The 18008-nt window shown below is 39.8% G+C and carries 13 protein-coding genes and 6 pseudogenes; 11 read left to right on the top strand and 8 right to left on the bottom strand.

Annotation, left to right across the window (positions count from 1 at the left end; translation table 11 throughout):
* From PN838_RS10045 to PN838_RS10015, 7 genes and pseudogenes are all read left to right on the top strand, one after another.
* On the top strand, positions 1-636 hold the full coding sequence (locus tag PN838_RS10045; protein ID WP_215963939.1) for a protein-L-isoaspartate(D-aspartate) O-methyltransferase: 636 nt from the start codon (positions 1-3) through the stop codon (positions 634-636).
* The gene (locus PN838_RS10040; RefSeq protein ID WP_215963938.1) at positions 636-1220 is read left to right on the top strand and encodes a YqaA family protein; all 585 of its coding nucleotides are present in this window, start codon (positions 636-638) and stop codon (positions 1218-1220) included. The genes PN838_RS10045 and PN838_RS10040 overlap by 1 nt, the downstream gene beginning before the upstream one ends.
* A complete protein-coding gene (locus tag PN838_RS10035) occupies positions 1220-2044 on the top strand; it encodes a peptidoglycan DD-metalloendopeptidase family protein (protein ID WP_215963937.1) in 825 nt (274 codons plus the stop codon). Before PN838_RS10040 ends, PN838_RS10035 begins: the two co-directional genes overlap by 1 nt.
* A 53-nt stretch (positions 2045-2097) precedes the next feature.
* Positions 2098-3078 (top strand): annotated as a pseudogene (rpoS, locus tag PN838_RS10030) (RNA polymerase sigma factor RpoS).
* A 466-nt stretch (positions 3079-3544) separates the two neighbouring features.
* Entirely contained in the window at positions 3545-3757 is a 213-nt protein-coding gene (locus PN838_RS10025; RefSeq protein WP_272180583.1) for a hypothetical protein, read from the top strand.
* 98 nt (positions 3758-3855) lie between these two features.
* The gene (locus tag PN838_RS10020; protein WP_272180582.1) at positions 3856-4230 is read left to right on the top strand and encodes a M20/M25/M40 family metallo-hydrolase; all 375 of its coding nucleotides are present in this window, start codon (positions 3856-3858) and stop codon (positions 4228-4230) included.
* 13 nt (positions 4231-4243) lie between these two features.
* Positions 4244-4564 carry a M28 family peptidase gene (locus tag PN838_RS10015; RefSeq protein WP_272180581.1) on the top strand — a complete coding sequence of 107 codons (321 nt, stop codon included), beginning with the start codon at positions 4244-4246 and terminating at the stop codon, positions 4562-4564.
* 141 nt (positions 4565-4705) lie between these two features.
* On the opposite strand, the pseudogene mutS reads toward PN838_RS10015, so the two are convergent.
* Positions 4706-7301 (bottom strand): annotated as a pseudogene (gene mutS, locus PN838_RS10010) (DNA mismatch repair protein MutS).
* A gap of 104 nt (positions 7302-7405) precedes the next feature.
* Here mutS and PN838_RS10005 point away from each other — a divergent pair.
* From PN838_RS10005 to PN838_RS27215, 3 genes and pseudogenes are all read left to right on the top strand, one after another.
* Entirely contained in the window at positions 7406-7909 is a 504-nt protein-coding gene (locus tag PN838_RS10005) for a CinA family protein (RefSeq protein ID WP_272180580.1), read from the top strand.
* A 105-nt stretch (positions 7910-8014) separates the two neighbouring features.
* A pseudogene (gene recA, locus PN838_RS10000) lies at positions 8015-9051 on the top strand (recombinase RecA).
* A gap of 259 nt (positions 9052-9310) precedes the next feature.
* Positions 9311-9579, top strand: a pseudogene (locus tag PN838_RS27215) (energy transducer TonB).
* Between the two features lie 315 nt (positions 9580-9894).
* On the opposite strand, the gene PN838_RS09995 reads toward PN838_RS27215, so the two are convergent.
* The 7 genes and pseudogenes from PN838_RS09995 to PN838_RS09960 all read right to left on the bottom strand — a co-directional run bounded on the left by PN838_RS09995 (position 9895) and on the right by PN838_RS09960 (position 16722).
* Entirely contained in the window at positions 9895-10821 is a 927-nt protein-coding gene (locus PN838_RS09995; protein ID WP_272180579.1) for a substrate-binding periplasmic protein, read from the bottom strand.
* A 291-nt stretch (positions 10822-11112) separates the two neighbouring features.
* Entirely contained in the window at positions 11113-12588 is a 1476-nt protein-coding gene (locus PN838_RS09990) for a mannitol dehydrogenase family protein (RefSeq protein ID WP_272180578.1), read from the bottom strand.
* A 370-nt stretch (positions 12589-12958) separates the two neighbouring features.
* Positions 12959-14079 (bottom strand): annotated as a pseudogene (uxuA, locus tag PN838_RS26315) (mannonate dehydratase).
* Positions 14080-14299: 220 nt separating this feature from the next.
* Positions 14300-14995, bottom strand: a complete 696-nt coding sequence (locus tag PN838_RS09975; RefSeq protein ID WP_272180575.1) for a FadR/GntR family transcriptional regulator — start codon at positions 14993-14995, stop codon at positions 14300-14302.
* Between the two features lie 764 nt (positions 14996-15759).
* Positions 15760-15966, bottom strand: coding sequence for a hypothetical protein (locus PN838_RS09970; RefSeq protein WP_272180574.1), 207 nt, complete (start codon positions 15964-15966; stop codon positions 15760-15762).
* On the bottom strand, positions 15963-16274 hold the full coding sequence (locus PN838_RS09965) for a type II secretion system protein (protein ID WP_272180573.1): 312 nt from the start codon (positions 16272-16274) through the stop codon (positions 15963-15965). Before PN838_RS09965 ends, PN838_RS09970 begins: the two co-directional genes overlap by 4 nt.
* A gap of 20 nt (positions 16275-16294) precedes the next feature.
* Positions 16295-16722: pseudogene (locus tag PN838_RS09960) on the bottom strand (methylglyoxal synthase).
* A gap of 240 nt (positions 16723-16962) precedes the next feature.
* Here PN838_RS09960 and PN838_RS09955 point away from each other — a divergent pair.
* The gene (locus PN838_RS09955) at positions 16963-17982 is read left to right on the top strand and encodes an extracellular solute-binding protein (RefSeq protein WP_272180572.1); all 1020 of its coding nucleotides are present in this window, start codon (positions 16963-16965) and stop codon (positions 17980-17982) included.
* Positions 17983-18008 lie beyond the last annotated feature (26 nt).

The following is an 18008-nucleotide window of genomic DNA, read 5'->3' as shown; positions in this document are numbered from 1 at the left end:
ATGAATCAATTTGCACGAAGTGGTGGCGCACTGGTCAGCCAATTAAAAACTTTAGGTGTTACCAATGACAGTGTTCTAAACGCTATGTCTGAGGTTCCAAGACACTTCTTTATTGAATCTGTGCTGGCACATAAAGCCTATGAAAATACCGCTTTGCCTATTGGTCAGGGTCAGACAATTTCACAGCCATATATTGTTGGAAAAATGACGCAACTTTTGGTTGAACATAATGTCGAAACCAATGTATTGGAAATTGGCACCGGTTCTGGGTATCAGGCAGCCATTTTAGGTAAAGTATTTGATAAAGTCTTTTCTGTAGAGCGGATCAGAAACTTACAACTAAATGCCAAACGTAAGTTACAGCAGCTTGATATTTACAACGTGCAAATGAAGCATGGTGACGGGTGGCAAGGCTGGGAGTCAAAAGCCCCATTTGATGCCATCATAGTGACAGCGGCACCTAATGAAGTTCCACCCGCGTTGAAACAACAATTAAAAGATGGTGGTATTTTGATATTACCGGTTGGTGAACGTGTCCAACATCTTGTTAAAATTGTCCGGAATGGCGATACGTTCGTCGAAACTATTTTAGAACCCGCTAAGTTTGTTCCATTAGTGGCAGGAGCAACCATTTAGTGAAAATATTTACAACGCTTTACGATACATGTTTGAAGTGGGCAAAACACAAATATGCGACGGCATATTTAGCGGTTTTAACCTTTGCTGAATCCGTATTTTTCCCAATCCCACCAGATGTTATGTTGGCTCCAATGGTTTTGAGTCAACCTAAAAAAGCGTGGTATTTTGCGTCAATAACCAGTATTAGTTCTGTAATTGGTGGTATTGTCGGTTATTTCCTTGGTGCGTATTTATACGAGCCAGTTGTTTTACCTTTTATTGAAATGATGAGTTACCAAAGTAAGTTCGAAACAATAGTTAACTATTTTAGCGAATATGGCGTGCTAGTTGTGTTTGTTGCCGGATTTACCCCAATTCCATACAAATTATTTACAGTAAGCGCTGGTATGTTATCGATGGCGTTTTGGCCATTTGTATTTGCCTCTGCCATTGGTCGCGGCATGCGATTCTTTTTGGTTGCTGGGATCTTGTATTTTGGTGGCGAAAAAATGGAACATAAGATCCGCGAATACGTGGACTTTTTAGGTTGGTTAGTGATTGTGCTAATCGTAGGTTTGATCGGATATAAACAATTATTCTAATGAAAATAGTCGTAGTCGCCCTAATATCGTTTTTAATTTTAACGAGTTGCACAAGTCGAAAAGCGCCTGCACCTATCGCGGACATAAGCGACGCGGGGGTAAGCTATTTACCTTCTTATCGTAATACTTTGTCTGACGACACGTACGAAGTTAAACAGGGTGAAACCCTTTATTCAATCGCATGGCGTTCTGGGCAAGACTTTCGGTATTTGGCTCAGATAAATAAAATAGATAAACCATTTAATATTTACCCGGGCCAAAAGTTAATCATTAACCCCAAAGCAGTCGTTAATAAAGCTGAACCACCAAAGCAGGTTATAGTGGGCGTAGTAGACAGTTTAGGAAAAAATAACAAAAAACTTATTGCAAAAGAAAAGTCAGAGGAGTACGGTAAAAAACAACAGGATCATAGAGATACACAAAAAGCTAATAAAGATCCGTTCCCTAGTAAGATCCGCAATTGGCGGTATCCTAGTAAGGGAAAAATAATTGAGACTTATTCAAGCCGTGTAAATGGCAACAAAGGACTCGATTTTGGTGGAAAAGAAGGTGACTCCATTATTGCTGCAGCAGACGGCAAAGTGGTTTACGCTGGCAGTGCGCTTCGAGGTTATGGCAATTTAATTATTGTCAAACATAACAATGATTATTTGAGTGCTTACGCTCACAATCGTTCACTAAAAGTGAAAGAACAAGATTGGGTTAAGGCAGGTCAAGTGATTGCAGAGATGGGAAAATCCGGATCTGATCGAGTGCGTTTGCATTTTGAAATCCGATTCCGTGGCCGTTCTGTTAATCCACTTAAGTACCTTCCAAAACGTTAAGCACTCGATTTCAACACCTGGATGATCCACTGAAGGGTAAATTGGAGGCGTGTATGAGCCAAACTAGTGTTAAAAACATCGAAACGGACGCAAAAGTTGACCTATTAGAATTAGTCGAACCTGACATTAATGACATTGAAGATGTCGCAAAGGAAGAAAAGGAAGAAGTTGTAGCCAAAGCCGACCAGCCAAAAAACTTAGACGCCACTCAAATCTATCTTAGTGAAATTGGATTTTCACCATTACTATCCGCCGAAGAAGAAGTCTTTTTGCTCGCAAAGCTTTAAGAGGATGCGATGCCTCCCGCAAGCGTATGATCGAAAGTAATTTACGACTCGTTGTTAAAATTGCCCGTCGTTACAATAATCGTGGTTTAGCTCTATTAGATTTAATCGAAGAAGGTAATTTAGGTTTAATTCGAGCAGTGGAAAAATTCGACCCAGAACGTGGATTCCGTTTCTCTACTTACGCGACCTTAGTGGATTAGACAAACAATTGAACGCGCGATAATGAATCAGACACGAACGATTCGTTTGCCTATACATGTGGTGAAAGAACTAAATGTTTATTTACGTACGGCGCGAGAGCTTGCCCAAAAACTCGATCACGAACCTACAGCAGAAGAAATAGCAGCAACTCTAGATCGCCCAGTAGAAGACGTTTCTAAGATGTTACGTTTAAACGAGCGCATTAGCTCTGTCGACACACCAATCGGTGGTGACTCGGATAAAGTCTTGTTAGATATTATAGCGGACGACAGAGGCAAGAGCCCTGAAGTTAAAACGACGGATGATGATATAAACGACAATATTGTTAGCTGGTTAGAGCAACTTAATCCAAAACAACGTGAAGTTTTGGCTCGTCGATTTGGTCTGTTGGGTTATGAACCTTCGACACTTGAAAATGTGGGTAAAGAAATTGGCTTAACGCGCGAACGTGTTAGGCAGATCCAAGTTGAAGCGTTACGTCGTTTGCGGGACATGGCGACTCATGAAGGCCTTAACATGGAATCCTTGTTTAAAGTCGAAGTGTAAAACCTAATGTTTTTAATTAAAGCCAGCGGCCAACCCGCTGGCTTTTTTAATGTTTCCAATTTATTGCCGATATCGCTCTATTAGATGAGTTTTTATTGGCGTTGTTTAACTCTAATCGTATTAGAATCACCAATTTTAAGATGTTAATTTCAAGGATACTAATGACTAAATTTTCTTTTCTCTTAATGGCGTTTGTTTTTTTGTAAGTGATGCCTCAGCACAAGATAAATATCGAGATGAATTACTAGCAGACCTGACGTATCTCGCGTCTGATGACTTAAAAGGTCGAGCCAATTTTAGTCCTGAAATCGACGTCGCTGCAGATTATATCCAAAACCGATTTAAAGAAATCGGACTGAAGCCTTTTCGGGGCGAAAAATCATTTTTACAGGCTGTTCCTGTTTATAAATATGCGGTAACAGAAGCGAATTTAAAACTGAACAATACGGTAATCGACGGCGTAAATTTGGCGGTTGTCAGTACGGCGGATGGTGACAGTTCGTTTAATTTGGATATGTTATCCGTTACGCATGTAGGGCTAGGGCAAGAACTGAAAACTGAATTGCGCCAGCTGAATATGTTAGGTGGTAATCACTTAGTACTAATCGACAAAAGCCATGTGAAATGGTTTAACATTTATCGAAATTATTTCTCCCGTGGATTAACGAAAAAAGTCTAAGTGAGCGAGGGACTTTCTTTTGGTTCTAACAGATCTCACTTCAGTAAAATCGGCCGTTGCCGACGCAGAAGTTAAGTTGGAGATAAAAGAATTATTTAATGTTGTGGGTGTATTGCTCTGAGCAAGAGTTGAAAGATGAGTATGTATTATATTCATCTCATTATGACCATTTAGGTATGATGCCTGAAGACCAAAGTAGCAGTGCAGATAAGGATAGAATTTTTAATGGTGCTGACGACAATGCATCTGGAACTTCCGCCGTTATTAATTTAGCGACGCAATTTGCGGCGCAAAACAAAAACAAACGCACGTTAATATTTTCAGCCTTTTCGGGTGAAGAAATTGGTGGTTTTGGTTCTAAGTTTTTTTCAAAACAATTGGATCCGGCAAAAATTATTGCGATGGTTAATATTGAAATGATAGGTAAACCATCAAAGTTTGGTCCAGAGTATTACTTGGATTACGGGTCCTAAGCGTTCTAATTTTATGACGCTCATTAATAACTATTTGGAGCCAGAAGGCATCAAAGTTCATGCAGATCCGTATCCAGATCAAAGACTGTTTTATCGCTCGGACAACGCCTCTTTAGCTAAGTTTGGCGTGCCTGCTCATTCGTTCTCTACAACACAATTAGATAAAGATATCCATTATCATCAAGTGACCGATGACGTTTCAACGCTAAATCTTGAATCGATGAATAACGTAGTGAATACCATAAAGCTATTTTCTGAGGGAATAAATGATGGGACGATTACACCGAGTCGAATAGAACCAAAGCCAGAGCAAGCTTCCGGAAAAATATACTAAGTTTCTCTGAATGATCTATTAATTATGTGAATCGTATACATAGAAGTAAAAAGGCCCGACACAAAATGTTATTTTGGTCGGGCCTTTTTATGCCTCAATTAAAAGTTAGCTTTAACCGTTAAATGGCAATAGTAAGATGTTCTATTTTATCTTTTGCTTTAATTCTAATATCAATTGCCATGCTTGGCGCGGTGACAACTCATCGATATCGGTTTGATTTAAAATATCGACAACCTCAGACTGCTCCATGACTAATAATGGCATCTGTGGAACTTGGTTGTCCGCAGAGGCCGGTGTTGCGCCTGTAGGAATGTTATTGGATTCTAAATAGTGCAGTTTGGCTTTTGCAAAAGTAAGTATTTCTGGTGGTAGACCCGCAAGTTTAGCCACTTGTATCCCAAAGCTTTTACTCGCAGCGCTAGGTTGAACTTGATGCATAAAGACGATGTCGTCACCGTGTTCATGGGCATCGAGGTGTACATTAAATACGCCTTTTTGTTGTTCTGCATATTGTGTCAGTTCAAAATAATGGGTGGCAAAAAGCGTTAGTGCGCCAATCTTATTAGCAAGATGCTGGGCACAGGCCCAAGCTAAACTTAGACCGTCGTAGGTACTTGTCCCGCGGCCAATTTCATCCATTAACACTAATGAATTAGGCGTCGCATTATGCATTATGTTCGCAGTTTCCGTCATCTCAACCATAAAGGTTGAACGGCCAGAAGCCAGATCATCGGATGCACCGATACGGGTAAATATCCTGTCAATATTACCAATTTGTGCACGCTCAGCAGGAACAAAACTACCTATATTAGCAAGCAAACAAATCAGTGCGATTTGGCGCATGTAGGTTGATTTACCGCCCATATTTGGCCCTGTGATAATCGCTAGGTGGTTTTGCTGGTCGAGTTCCACAGGGTTTGCAATGAAAGGTTCTGTCATGACTTGTTCAACAACCGGGTGACGACCGCCTTCGATTTTAACAAAGCGACCTTCTACCAATTCTGGTTTTGCGTAATTTAAGGCATCGGCGCGTTCTGCAAAATTGTTTAATACATCGATTTGGGCAATTGCGTCAGACGCCAACTGTAAAGGCTCAATTAATGTCGCTAGGTGCTCGAGCAATTCTTCATATAAACGTTTTTCAAGCGCTAATGCTTTACTTTGACTGCTCAGGACTTTCTCTTCGTGTTCCTTTAACTCTGGAATAATATAACGTTCGTTGTTTTTTAATGTTTGACGACGAATGTACTCCGATGGCACTTTATCTGAATACGCTTTACTTATATCAATGTAAAAGCCGTGTACTCGATTGTAGCCGACTTTTAGTGTGCTAATTCCTGTGCGTTCACGTTCGGATATTTCCAATTGCTCAACAAATCGAGTTGCGCCAGCACTGAGTTCTCGCCATTCATCTAATTCGGCGTTGTAACCCGGTGCAATAACGCCACCGTCTCGAATAAGTACCGGTGGATTATCAATAATCGCCTTTTGTAGTAAATCAGATAGCTCAGGAAACGTTTGAATTTGGTTGTTAAGTGCTTTAAATCGTAGTGCGGTCGCATCAGTTACCAAGGCCTTTAAGGCAGGAAAAACCAATATTGCACTTCGTAGACGTGCTAAATCCCGAGGTCGAGCCGAACGAAGCGCAAGGCGGGCAACAATTCGTTCAATATCACCTATTTGTTTTAATACGTCAGAAAATTCGTCGTAATTAGCCTTGTTATATATGTGTTCAACGGCTTCTAGTCGAGCATTTATTTCACTGTGATTGCGGCGTGGTAGGTGTATCCAACGCTTTAGAAGTCGGCTTCCCATTGACGTTGATGTTTTATCTAATACCTGTGACAAGGTATTTTCCTGCCCACCACTTAGATTTTGCGTTAACTCTAGATTACGGCGCGTAGCTGAATCCAAAATTATTGTATCTTCAATAGATTCCAAAACTACCGCACGGATATGTGGCAAAGCAGTACGCTGAGTGTCTTTTACGTATTGCATCAAACAACCCGCAGCGCAAATGGCAACAGGTGCATTAGTTACGCCAAAGCCCGCAAGGTCTTTTGTTTTAAATTGTTGTGCTAAAACGCGTTCGCTGGTTTGTAAATCATATTCCCAGTCGGGACGTCTGCGAGTTCCCTTAATGGATTGTAATAAGCTCAGATGCGGAAAACTCTCAGGAAATAACAACTCTGCTGGGGAAAGACGTGTCAGGGTGGCACTTAGATCCGCGATTTGGTCAAACTGGTTTATTAAAAATCGACCACTGTTAATATCCAGATAAGCGATACCAAATTGTTCACCTGACTTAGTGGAAGATGAATAAACTGAGCAAATTAGGTTATCAGTCCGCTCATTTAATAGATTTTCATCACTAACGGTGCTAGGGGTAACGATTCTTACCACTTTGCGTTCGACAGGACCTTTACTTGTCGCTGGGTCACCAATTTGCTCACATAGGGCGACTGACTCTCCCATTTGCACTAGACGCGACAAATAATTATCGACCGCATGATAAGGTACGCCGGCCATAGGAATAGGTTGCCCAGAAGACGTACCTCGTTTGGTTAACGATATATCAAGTAACTCGGCGGCTTTTTTGCATCGTCAAAAAGAGTTCGTAAAAATCGCCCATTCGGTAAAACAACAAAATTTCGTGATGATCTTTTTTCATCGACAAATATTGTTTCATCATTGGAGTTTGTTGCGAGATGTTTTCAGGGCTGTAAATATCGGTCATAAAAGCGTTAACAGAATAGTGATTTAGTCTATGATATCGAACATTGTCCCAGATCAAAAACCGTCTGTCTTGCTAAATTTACTGACAAAACATGAGGTATCCAAATGGAAAACAAAATATACAAACAGAGTCAATTATTAGGTGACTTATTGTTAGCCAAAGGTTGGAAGATAACGACCGTTGAATCCTGTACCGGTGGCGGTATAAGCAACGCAATAACAGAGGTTGCAGGGAGCTCGGGATATTTTGATTGTGCCTATGTAACTTACTCAAACGAAGCGAAACGTAGGTTGGTCGGTGTTAATACCGAGACGTTAAATACTTATGGCGCGGTATCGGATGAAACCGTTCACGAGATGGCAATGGGCGCGCTAAATGCAGCTAATGCTAATGTGGCAATTGCCGTTAGTGGTATAGCAGGCTCAGGTGGCGGTACAGAATTTAAGCCAGTTGGTACAGTTTGGTTAGCGATTGCGACAAGGGACAGTACTCAAGTTGAAAAAAGTACTGTATGGTCACAGTGTTTTACATTTTCAGGTGACCGAAGTGAAATACGACAAAAAGCTACTGAGGTGGCGTTAATAAAGGCCTGTGAGCTAGTTGGCTGAAAATATTTAAATAAATAAAAATTTTTATTGATACTGTTTAATTATACAGTATACTTTGCAGCAAGTTATGACGAAATGCATAAAAACAAATTCTTGGAGATTAAGATGGACGCGAATAAAGAAAAAGCGTTAGGCGCAGCTTTACAGCAAATTGAACGTCAATTTGGTAAAGGTTCAATCATGAAGCTAGGCGATAGCAAGGCGCTAGATATTGACTCAATTTCAACAGGTTCACTTGGTCTGGATATCGCGCTTGGTATAGGCGGTTTACCTTGTGGTCGTATCATCGAAATCTATGGTCCAGAATCGTCAGGTAAAACAACATTAACGTTACAAGTTATTGCGGAAGCGCAAAAAGAAGGTAAAACCTGTGCGTTTGTTGACGCAGAACACGCATTGGACCCAATTTATGCCTCTGCATTAGGCGTAAATGTCGCTGAGCTCTTAGTATCTCAACCAGATACCGGTGAGCAAGCATTAGAAATTACGGATATGCTAGTTCGCTCTGGTGCAGTAGATGTATTAATTGTTGACTCCGTTGCAGCATTAACACCAAAGGCTGAAATTGAAGGTGACATGGGCGACTCTCACATGGGTCTACAAGCCCGTTTGATGTCTCAAGCATTACGTAAGTTAACAGGTAACATTAAACGTTCGAATACGTTATGTATTTTCATTAACCAAATTCGTATGAAAATTGGTGTGATGTTCGGTAACCCAGAAACGACAACTGGTGGTAACGCACTTAAATTCTACGCTTCAGTTCGTTTAGACATTCGTAGAATTGGTTCGGTTAAAGAAGGTGATGAGGTTATTGGTAACGAAACGCGAGTTAAAGTTGTCAAAAACAAGGTTGCTCCGCCATTTAAGCAAGCTGAATTTATTATTATGTATGGCAAAGGCATTTCTAAAGAAGGTGAGTTAATTGACCTTGGCGTGAAGCACGGCGTGGTAGATAAAGCTGGTGCTTATGGTATGCCTACGGCGGTGATAAAGTTGGTCAAGGTAAAGCTAACTGCATTAAGTTCTTAAAAGAGAACACTGCAATGGCTGACGAGATCGAAGGAAAATTACGTGACATGTTGTTATTAAAAGCTGAAATCAAAGATGAAGAAGCAGAAGATAAAGAAGCGACATTGTAATTAGTAAATAAGAATTGAAAAAGCCGTGTTTAATACACGGTTTTTTTATGCCTAAAATTTTTATTAAGGTTAAAAACCATATTAAGCTAACATCTGAAATTGTGCTAAATTAGCATTTAATTACAAAAAACTAATGACGGAATAGTCACTCTTGTATGATAGGGACGCGTTTTGTGAACAAGTATCGTTTTTTTCAAGCTAATAAATTTAAGACTATCTTACTTGCAGCGAGTGTTTTTAGTAGTTCTTCCTTTGCTGAATTTCAAAGTTCAGAGGTGATAAAAAAGTTTCGCCTAAATATCCTAGAGAGGCTTACCTAAGGCAAATAGAAGGTTACGTTTCAGTGATTTTTGTTGTCAATAAAAAGGGGAAGCTGAAGATATCGAAGTCATAGATGAAAAACCCAAAAGAATTTTTCGTAAATCAGCGCTAAATGCTCTGAAAAAGTGGAAATTTAAGCCGGCTATGGATGATAGCAAACGGACAACAGACATTATGGAAATTACCATAGATTTCAAAATGCATTAGCGAGTTGTCGAGTTTTTGTAAGTTTGTTATTACCAAGAATAGTTTCCCTTTTAGTATGTCGAACGTAAGCACCCCAAAGGTTAATTTGTTTTTCTTCAAAATTGAAATTTTCCACAATAGAATTTAGCAAGTTGTTACCACCTATAATTCCTGAGTCACTCTACCTCCCACATCCATGTGGTCGTCGGTTTTATCTCCTGAGTCACTCTACCTCCCACATCCATGTGGTCGTCGGTTTTATCTCCTGAGTCACCCTACCTCCCACATCCATGTGGTCGTCAATAAAATGGGGATTTTGCAAATAGGCGTACTAACTTAACTTTTGTTTTCTGGCTTAGAACCAGAGTTTGAAACCGTGTTTGTATCGATATTAAAATCGAACCATAAAGCACTATCATGCAAAGGGGTTTCAATGGGTAAAAGAGGATTACCGATTTGAATTATTCGTTTTTTGTGGATTTGGGCTCGTTCAATATATTTACCATAATGTCTAGTGAATATCTCATTGAGCTTTCCGTTTTTAACCATCTTATCTAACCCGTACTCCAAACGTTCTGCAATCCTAGGTGTTTTGGGGGAGACAAAAATGTAGTAAGGCGATGGGATATATAATGCAATATCAGGCTCAATCATAATATTGGGTAAGTCTTTTTCGCGAACTTTGAGTTCATAGTAAATTTCATTTATTCCCCGCGGGATATAGTCAAATCGTCCTTTATCTAACATCGCAAATACGGCGTCATAGGAGAATGCATCTACTGTATTAAAATTTAAATGCTTCAATATAATTCGAGTCGTCCAACTTTTACGAACGCCCACTCGCATTTCTTTTAGACGATTAACTGTTGAAATACGTTTAAAGGTTTCTTTTTTATCTTTGTTAATCATCAATAAACGATAACTGAAAATACCCCTACGGATTGGAATACGGATAGGAATAACAGTGTCTTCCCATTCTTGATTGGTTAACGACATCGCTACGTTTAGAAATCGACCTTGGACTAATGACTTTAGCCGCTGGTGGTTTGGAATGGCACTTCCAGTGATTTTTACTTTGGACCGGCCGTATTTAATTGTACTTGCTTCTAAAGCAGCGTCAATAACCTCCCAGTTATACAGATGGCGTTGATCAGAGGCATTATGGCCACTATTTAGTTTTATTATATCTATAGGTTCAGCAGCGGCGATGGAATGTGAGCAAACAAGCAGTATGAAACTGAATGTTATTGTGAATATCGCCATAGCACCTTCATTGCTTGATTCTAATTAGCTGTAAGTATAGTTGTAATACGGCAATTTCATAATTTTGAAGTGAAACTTTTATTTGGGAAATCAAGTGGCCATTAAACAGAAGATAAAACGCTACTAATAACCATGTTAGTAGCGTTGAAGAATCAATTAGTTATCGTATTTGATTGTATTGTGCTTTAAGGTTTTGAGTCTTCAATTCCATTACTGTGTTTTTTAAGCTGTGCTTTGCCTCCCGCTTTTATCGCTGCTCAGTTACGGTAAAAAAGGCTTTCTCGAAGGAAACTAACTAAATACGGTATCTATTGTTAAAAACACACCAATGTCGATAATTTTAGTCACATATTCGCTGATCTGGTCAATAGCCGCAGTGTTGTTTTTAATCGCCGCAGGAAACAACCCATCAATCTGCATTAGTCGATAAATTTTTTGCGTTGACGTTAAAGTTTTGTCAGTACATATATTTTGTAGTTGCCGCGCCATGGGGTCCGACACAGGGTGAGCTTCTCCTAGTTCTGAAATACCCGATAAGTAACATACCCAACCCGCTAAAACGAGACACATGGGCTTAGACAAATAATCGACTGCTAATAATTCTCTCATAGGGGCCATAATCCGTTGAGGTAATTTTTGCGAGCCATCAGTTGCAACTTGCTGGGTTTGGTATTGGATCTCATCATTTAAGAAACGGTCAATAATAACAGAGCCATAATCGTCAAAGTTAAAGTCCATTGACGATGACAAAGATCGTTTCATGTCTACCATCAATGCTTCAACCAATCGTCGTAATATCGGGTTGGAAATTGCTTGATGAATAAACTGGTGACCTGTTATTTTTCCGAGGTAAGCCAATGCTGAGTGGCTGCCATTTAGATATCGTAGCTTTAGTCGTTCATACTGGCTGACATCCTTAACAAATAACGCACCGGCAAGGTCCCAAGGAGGCCGGTCACCATTAAAGTTATCTTCTATTACCCACTGCCTAAAAGGTTCGCTTGTCACTAGTGCGTTGTCGATAACTCCGTTGTTTAGAGTATAACTTTCAATATCGTTTGGGGTTACGGCCGGTACGATCCGGTCAACCATACTGTTGCTAAAACTGACATTAGATTTGATCCAACGTGCAAGGTCGGCATTTATTTTCTGGGCAAATTCTAAAATCGCTTTACCGGCCATTTTGCTATTGTCTGGCAAATTATCGCAACTGATAAATGTAAAACCTTTACCGTTTTTTTGCTGTCTAACTTGGCAAGCCCTAACAATAAAACCTACCATGGTTTTTGGGGTGTTTGGATTGTTTAGGTCATGTTGAATATCGGTATGAGCTAAATCAAGTCCAGTATTGCCCGGTAAAAGACAATAGCCTTTTTCAGTTATTGTTGCAGTAACGACCGTTATCGAATCATTTGATAATACGTTAACAACAGATTGTGGATCTTCTGGTGCAACTAAAACCTCTTGAAGTGCGCCAATAACCCGTGCTTGTTCCGTTTTATTGGATCTTTCAATAGCGGTATATAAATAGTCCTGTGCTTTTAAGCTGTCGCGCATACCGGCACTTCGAAGACTTACGCCAATTATCCGGTAATTGCCGTCAGTATGCGCCATCATGTCGTCGGTAAATGTAGCTTGATGGGCTTTATGAAAAGCGCCGATCCCAATATGTACAATTGACGCCGTGCGAGATGCAAAGTCATATTTTGGTCGAGCAACGGTTTTAGGTAATAAGGCCATTGTTGTATGGTTAAGAAGTTTGTTCATAATAAAAACCTATCCGCCTGTTTGACTAAGTTGTGGGTTAAGTCGACAGCAAGTTCAATTGCATCGTCTTCTATTAATTTATGCTTAGCGACAAATTTTGCTAAGGTCGAACAGTCTATTCCGCGGGCGATACCGTGACATGCTTGACTCTCATGAAACCGCGAAGTAGGCCCAGCTAGGGGGCAATTTCGTGACTGTAGGTTGTTTCGTCAAAGGTAAACAAAGTAATGGTTAGTTTTGGGGGAAACCGAGTTTGTTTAACAAAGGTTGAAGCGCGTATCGCTTGAAAATAATCGGTTCGACTGTAAAAAATAAGGCACGCTTCAAACCTTATTCTAATTGTTCTAACGCATGGATAACGCCACGTAATTCAGCCAAACCTTTCATTCGTCCTAGATACGAATAACCATGGCTTAACACCGTCAGCACCAATCTCGTCAGCGAGTAGGTGACCATGATCTGGCCTCATAGGGATCGAAATTCCACTTTTTGTTTCAGCTTTCAAAAGGGCTTGTATTAATCCCACCATATCGTTGTCACCACACAGGTGCTCAGATTCAAAAAATGAACCATCAGCTTCTCTAATAACATTTCTAAGATGGACAAAATAAATGCGGTCGGCAAACGCGTTGGCCATGCAGACAAGATCGTTATCACCCCGTGCTCCATAAGAACCCGCACATAATGTCAGTCCATTTGATGGACTAGGTACAGCGTCTATAATAGCTTGAGCGTCTGATTGAGTAGAAACGACACGCGGTAAACCAAATAGTGAAAATGGTGGATCGTCGGGATGTATACACATTTTAATGCCACCAGACTCGGCGCTTGGCATGATCTCTTTTAAAAATGAAAAAGATTTTGCCTTAATCCTTCTGTACCTAACGCTATAAATTCGTTGATTGCGACTAAGATAGAATCGCGACTATAAGATCCTTCACCACCAGTAAGACCGGCAATAATGTTTTTCTCAAGGTCATCTATTTCTTTAGCATTCATTTTGTTAAGGCGAGCTTCGGCTTTGGCAATGACCTCAGGTTTGTAGTCGTATTTGGCATTTTTGCGATTTAATACAAACACGTCATAGGCAACAAAGTCAGTCATTTCAAAACGAAGTGCGAAACTCTTATTGGGCAATTTGTAATGTAGGTTGGTACGCGTCCAGTCAACAACTGGCATAAAGTTATAACAGACTGTATCTATCCCGGCCTTACCGAGATTAATCAAGATCTGATTATAGTTATCGATATGACGTTTAAAATCACCAGTACGTGTTTTAATATCGTTGTGAACTGGTACGCTTTCTACTACTGTCCACTCTAGACCTGACGCTTCAATTAGTTTCTTACGGTCGATAATGCTCTCATATGTCCAACACTCACCCGTCGGGACTTCATGCAAAGCAGTAACAATGCCTGACGCACCAGCTTGTACTATCATGTCTAAAGTAATTGAATCGTATGGTCCAAACCAGCGCCATGTCTCTTTCATAATATTCTACTTCCACCGTAATAATTTTAATATTGGTAAGGCCACCTGCCAATTTAACCATGTGAACGATGAATTTTGCAAACGGTAATATCGACTTTCATTAAATAGACGACTAAAAGTATTGTGAAATACTTTAAGTGTATGAAAATATTAAGGTAAATATATAGCCACTTAGTTATGCCAAGTGGTTATACTAAAGAATAGATAGTGAGGGGAACTGCTACTTATTGCTTGAAAAATAAGTGGCCGCGGCGTCAGAAGCAGCTTCTATATGGGATTTCATCGCATTTCGGGCTTTTTCTGGGTTGCGTTTAGCAAGCGCGTCGACGATACGTTTATGTTCATTAATAGAAGGGTGGATGCCTTCTTCACGTAGCCTAGCCATAAAAGCTTTACTTAATGCAGACTGATTTCTAAGCTCCCAAAGCCACTTTACAATTGCGCTTATCGCCGAGTTTTGGCTGGCTTCAGCAATTAGCATATGAAATTTCATATCAGCTTGTTCAGAGGCGTCGGGGCGTTTTTCTTCCTCTTCCATTTCTTTAATGGTTAGATTTAATTCTTCAAGTTGTTCTTCTGTAATACGGGCCGCGGCTAAAGCACAGGCTTCGGTTTCTATAATGTATCTGGTATCCAATACTTCAAATGGGCCAACCCCTTCGTCTGACAGCGCTAACTCAGGTTTTTGTTCAACTACAAAGATACCAGAACCGGTTTTGATCTCTATTATTCCGGCTATTTCTAAGGCGATCATTGCTTCACGAATGGTTGGGCGACTGACCCCTATTTTTTCTGCTAGTTCACGTTCCGACGGCAATCTATCACCTGGTTTTAGTTTGCCCTGTTGCACTAGCTTAGATATTTGTTCAGCCACCTTAACGTATAACCTTTGGGTTTTTATGGTTTCAAGTTCCACAATTCTTTCCTTTAAAACACTTGAGAAGCTTTTATATTGCTGTTTCTAATAAATTTTTGAATATTTAATAACGCAAACAATAACACGAGAATCAAAAGGTTTGTTGCAATTTCTAGCGTCTGCGTAATGTTTTGGTCAATTGGTAAGGCCAAATGGCTTTGGTTTCTATTTTAATTTGCTGTGTGATGGAGAAAGTGGATTTACCAAAATTTAAAGCGATAGGGAACTATGTGAGCAATTATCAAAAGGTATGTAACATAGAGTAATAACAGTGGTGGCCATTGTCGGATGCACCATAAGTAGCTTGGGTAAAGTGTGTTAAATTAAGTCATTTTTTCGAACACGGCCGAGACATAAACCATCCGGTAGATTTAGCATTAAAACATTTCCAAGCGGAACTGCTTAGATTATTGAACGGGCATCTTGAGGTATAAATATTTTCAGCTGGGCAATTTGGAACTTTTGGCATGACTAAAGTTTCAGCAAGTTCACTAGAGCATTTTTGCCTAATCGGAAGGTTTTTGGACAGTCTTATTTACCAAGCAAGGATATTACTGACGAGTATTAAACTGAGCTATTGGCGAGTTGCGATTTTCTGAGAAAGAACGGTTTCGGTAGATTTATTTGCAATTGCAGCAAATTCAGAGAGGTCCGTACTACAAATTATATAGGCAGCCACGCAAGCTTTTGGGCAGGTTATGCGTTGCCTAATTGGCATTAAGAAAACAGTAAGTTTGTATAAAACTTACTGTTTTATTTCACCGTTATTTACACCCGGATGTGGTCATTGTCAGCTGAGGTTTGTCGTTTACGTCTAATTCGTATTCAACAAAACATTCACCGTCTTCTAAATCATCTTCTCCAAAACCGATACGGGCAACCGTATCGTTTTCAAATGTCACTAAACCTGCAATTTCCATAGTGCGTTCGGCGCCGTTAATTGTGATCGACGATTTTAGTCCTAAGGTCATGAGGTCAAAAAGTACTTGTTAGGCGTTGTCGCTTCACTTTTGACTTCAGGGTACCCGCCGCTAAATGTATATTCGCCAACTTCGTCGAGGTCAATGGTTTGTGTTCCACGAGTTTTATTTTTAACCTGAGCAAAGCCGTAATTCATTTCAATGGTCGCTTGGATTTGGCCAAAAAGTTGTTCAATAACATTTTCCCTAGCGTCGTCTGTTGCGTTGATAAATTTTGGCAACGCGACTACGGCTAAAATGCCAAGTAAAACAATGACAATGATCAATTCTATTAACGTAAAACCGCGAATTTTATTCATAGTGTTCCGATTGTTTACCTTTAAACTATGCGTTCGCTATATTCCGAAAAATCCACTGTGTGATCCTGTGGTTCTTCAAATAAAGGGCTTTCGATAACAAAGTCTGCAGTCGCTAAATTACAGGCCACGACACAGTTGTACATAGTGGATAGACGTAATAAGGCTTTAATATCGACGTCGTGCGGTTGTGGTGTCATCGGGTCAGTAAAGAAAAATAAGATGTCTAACTTACCCTCAGCAATCATCGCACCTAACTGTTGGTCGCCGCCAAGTGGGCCACTTTTTAACGGTGTCAGGTTTAGCAATGGCGCATTTTCTTTGATTAAACGACCCGTTGTACCGGTTGCAAATAATGTGTGTTTTTGCAGTTTATCTGAGTGTTTTTTGCCCACTCAATAATGGCTGGTTTCTTTTTATCATGAGCGACAAGTGCAATTCTTTTTATCATAGAGTCGTGAACCGAAGGTCTAAATTAATAAGTGTTATTCACTATACCGTTGATTGTTCAACTGTGTCTATCAGGTTTCGTATGGAACCTAATATTGTTTTTACCAAAAACATTATCATTCTCAGTAAATTTCGTTGTATCGAAAAGGAATCAATTGGAACAAATTATTTCTGTACATTTTTATTGTGATGTTTAAAATGAATGAGAATTATTCGCAATTAGATAGAAGTGCTTAAAAACATGAAAAAATTGGTCGCTATTTTCCTAGGGTTAACTTGTTTAACAGCTGTTGCTAAAGACAGTGGATCAAATGATAAAACGGTAAATGTTTATTCGTTTCGACAGTCATTTTTGATTGAACCTTTGTTGCAGCAGTTTACCGATCAAACGGGCATTAAAACTAAAGTGGTGTTTGCTAAAAGCGGTTTAATTGAACGTATTAAGCGCGAAGGGAAATACAGTCCTGCGGATGTTGTTCTAACATCTAATTTTAGTAAATTATTGCAATTAAAAGACGAAGGGTTAACTCAATCATTTCAGTCAGCTGAAATAGATCAGTCGGTACCTGCACATTTTCGTGATGAAAATGGCCATTGGGTTGCATTAACAAAGCGTGTTCGCAACATATATGCATCTAAAGCCAAAATTGCTAATCCGACTAATCTAACTTATGAAGATTTAGGTTCAGCAGACTTCGATGGTAAAATTTGTACACGTAGTGGCAAACATCCATACAATATTGGTTTGATTTCGTCGTTTATCGCACATAAAGGTGAAGCAGCTACGGAACAATGGCTACGCGGTGTTAAAGCCAATCTAGCTCGTAAACCACAGGGTAATGACCGTGCTCAAGTAAAAGCAATTAAAGAAGGGCTTTGTGATGTATCGTTAGGCAACAGTTATTATTTTGGTAAAATGCTAACGAATGAAGACCAAAAACCTTGGGCCGAAGCGGTCAATATTGTGTTTCCAAATCAAAACGATCGTGGCGTAAACATTAATGTTTCGGGTGCAGTTGTTGCAAAGTTTGCCCCGCATAGTGAAAATGCCAAATTGTTAATTGCATTTTTAGCGTCAGAGAAAGCACAACAAGCTTATGCGTCGTTAAATATGGAATACCCAGTTAACCCAAATGTTGAACCATCTGAACTTGTGGCGAGTTGGGGTAAATTTAAAGAAGATACATTGCCATTAACTCAAATTGCACAGTACCGCCAAGCGGCTTTGCGTTTAGTTGATAAGGTAAAATTTGATCTGTAGGGCACACATTGTCATTAGGAATATCA

It is taken from the genome of Psychrosphaera algicola (genome assembly GCF_028401425.1).
GTDB lineage: Bacteria > Pseudomonadota > Gammaproteobacteria > Enterobacterales > Alteromonadaceae > Psychrosphaera > Psychrosphaera algicola.
The sequence above is the reverse complement of the archived record's forward strand: the minus strand, read 5'-3'. Positions and strand labels throughout refer to the sequence as shown.

Coding starts and splice junctions, on each gene's coding strand:
- PN838_RS10045 (WP_215963939.1), top strand. CDS start 1: ATGAATCAATTTGCACGAAGTGGTGGCGCACTGGTCAGCCAATTAAAA.
- PN838_RS10035 (WP_215963937.1), top strand. CDS start 1,220: ATGAAAATAGTCGTAGTCGCCCTAATATCGTTTTTAATTTTAACGAGT.
- PN838_RS10020 (WP_272180582.1), top strand. CDS start 3,856: ATGTTGTGGGTGTATTGCTCTGAGCAAGAGTTGAAAGATGAGTATGTA.
- PN838_RS10015 (WP_272180581.1), top strand. CDS start 4,244: ATGACGCTCATTAATAACTATTTGGAGCCAGAAGGCATCAAAGTTCAT.
- PN838_RS10005 (WP_272180580.1), top strand. CDS start 7,406: ATGGAAAACAAAATATACAAACAGAGTCAATTATTAGGTGACTTATTG.
- PN838_RS09995 (WP_272180579.1), bottom strand. CDS start 10,821: ATGGCGATATTCACAATAACATTCAGTTTCATACTGCTTGTTTGCTCA.
- PN838_RS09990 (WP_272180578.1), bottom strand. CDS start 12,588: ATGAACAAACTTCTTAACCATACAACAATGGCCTTATTACCTAAAACC.
- PN838_RS09970 (WP_272180574.1), bottom strand. CDS start 15,966: ATGACCTTAGGACTAAAATCGTCGATCACAATTAACGGCGCCGAACGC.
- PN838_RS09965 (WP_272180573.1), bottom strand. CDS start 16,274: ATGAATAAAATTCGCGGTTTTACGTTAATAGAATTGATCATTGTCATT.
- PN838_RS09955 (WP_272180572.1), top strand. CDS start 16,963: ATGAAAAAATTGGTCGCTATTTTCCTAGGGTTAACTTGTTTAACAGCT.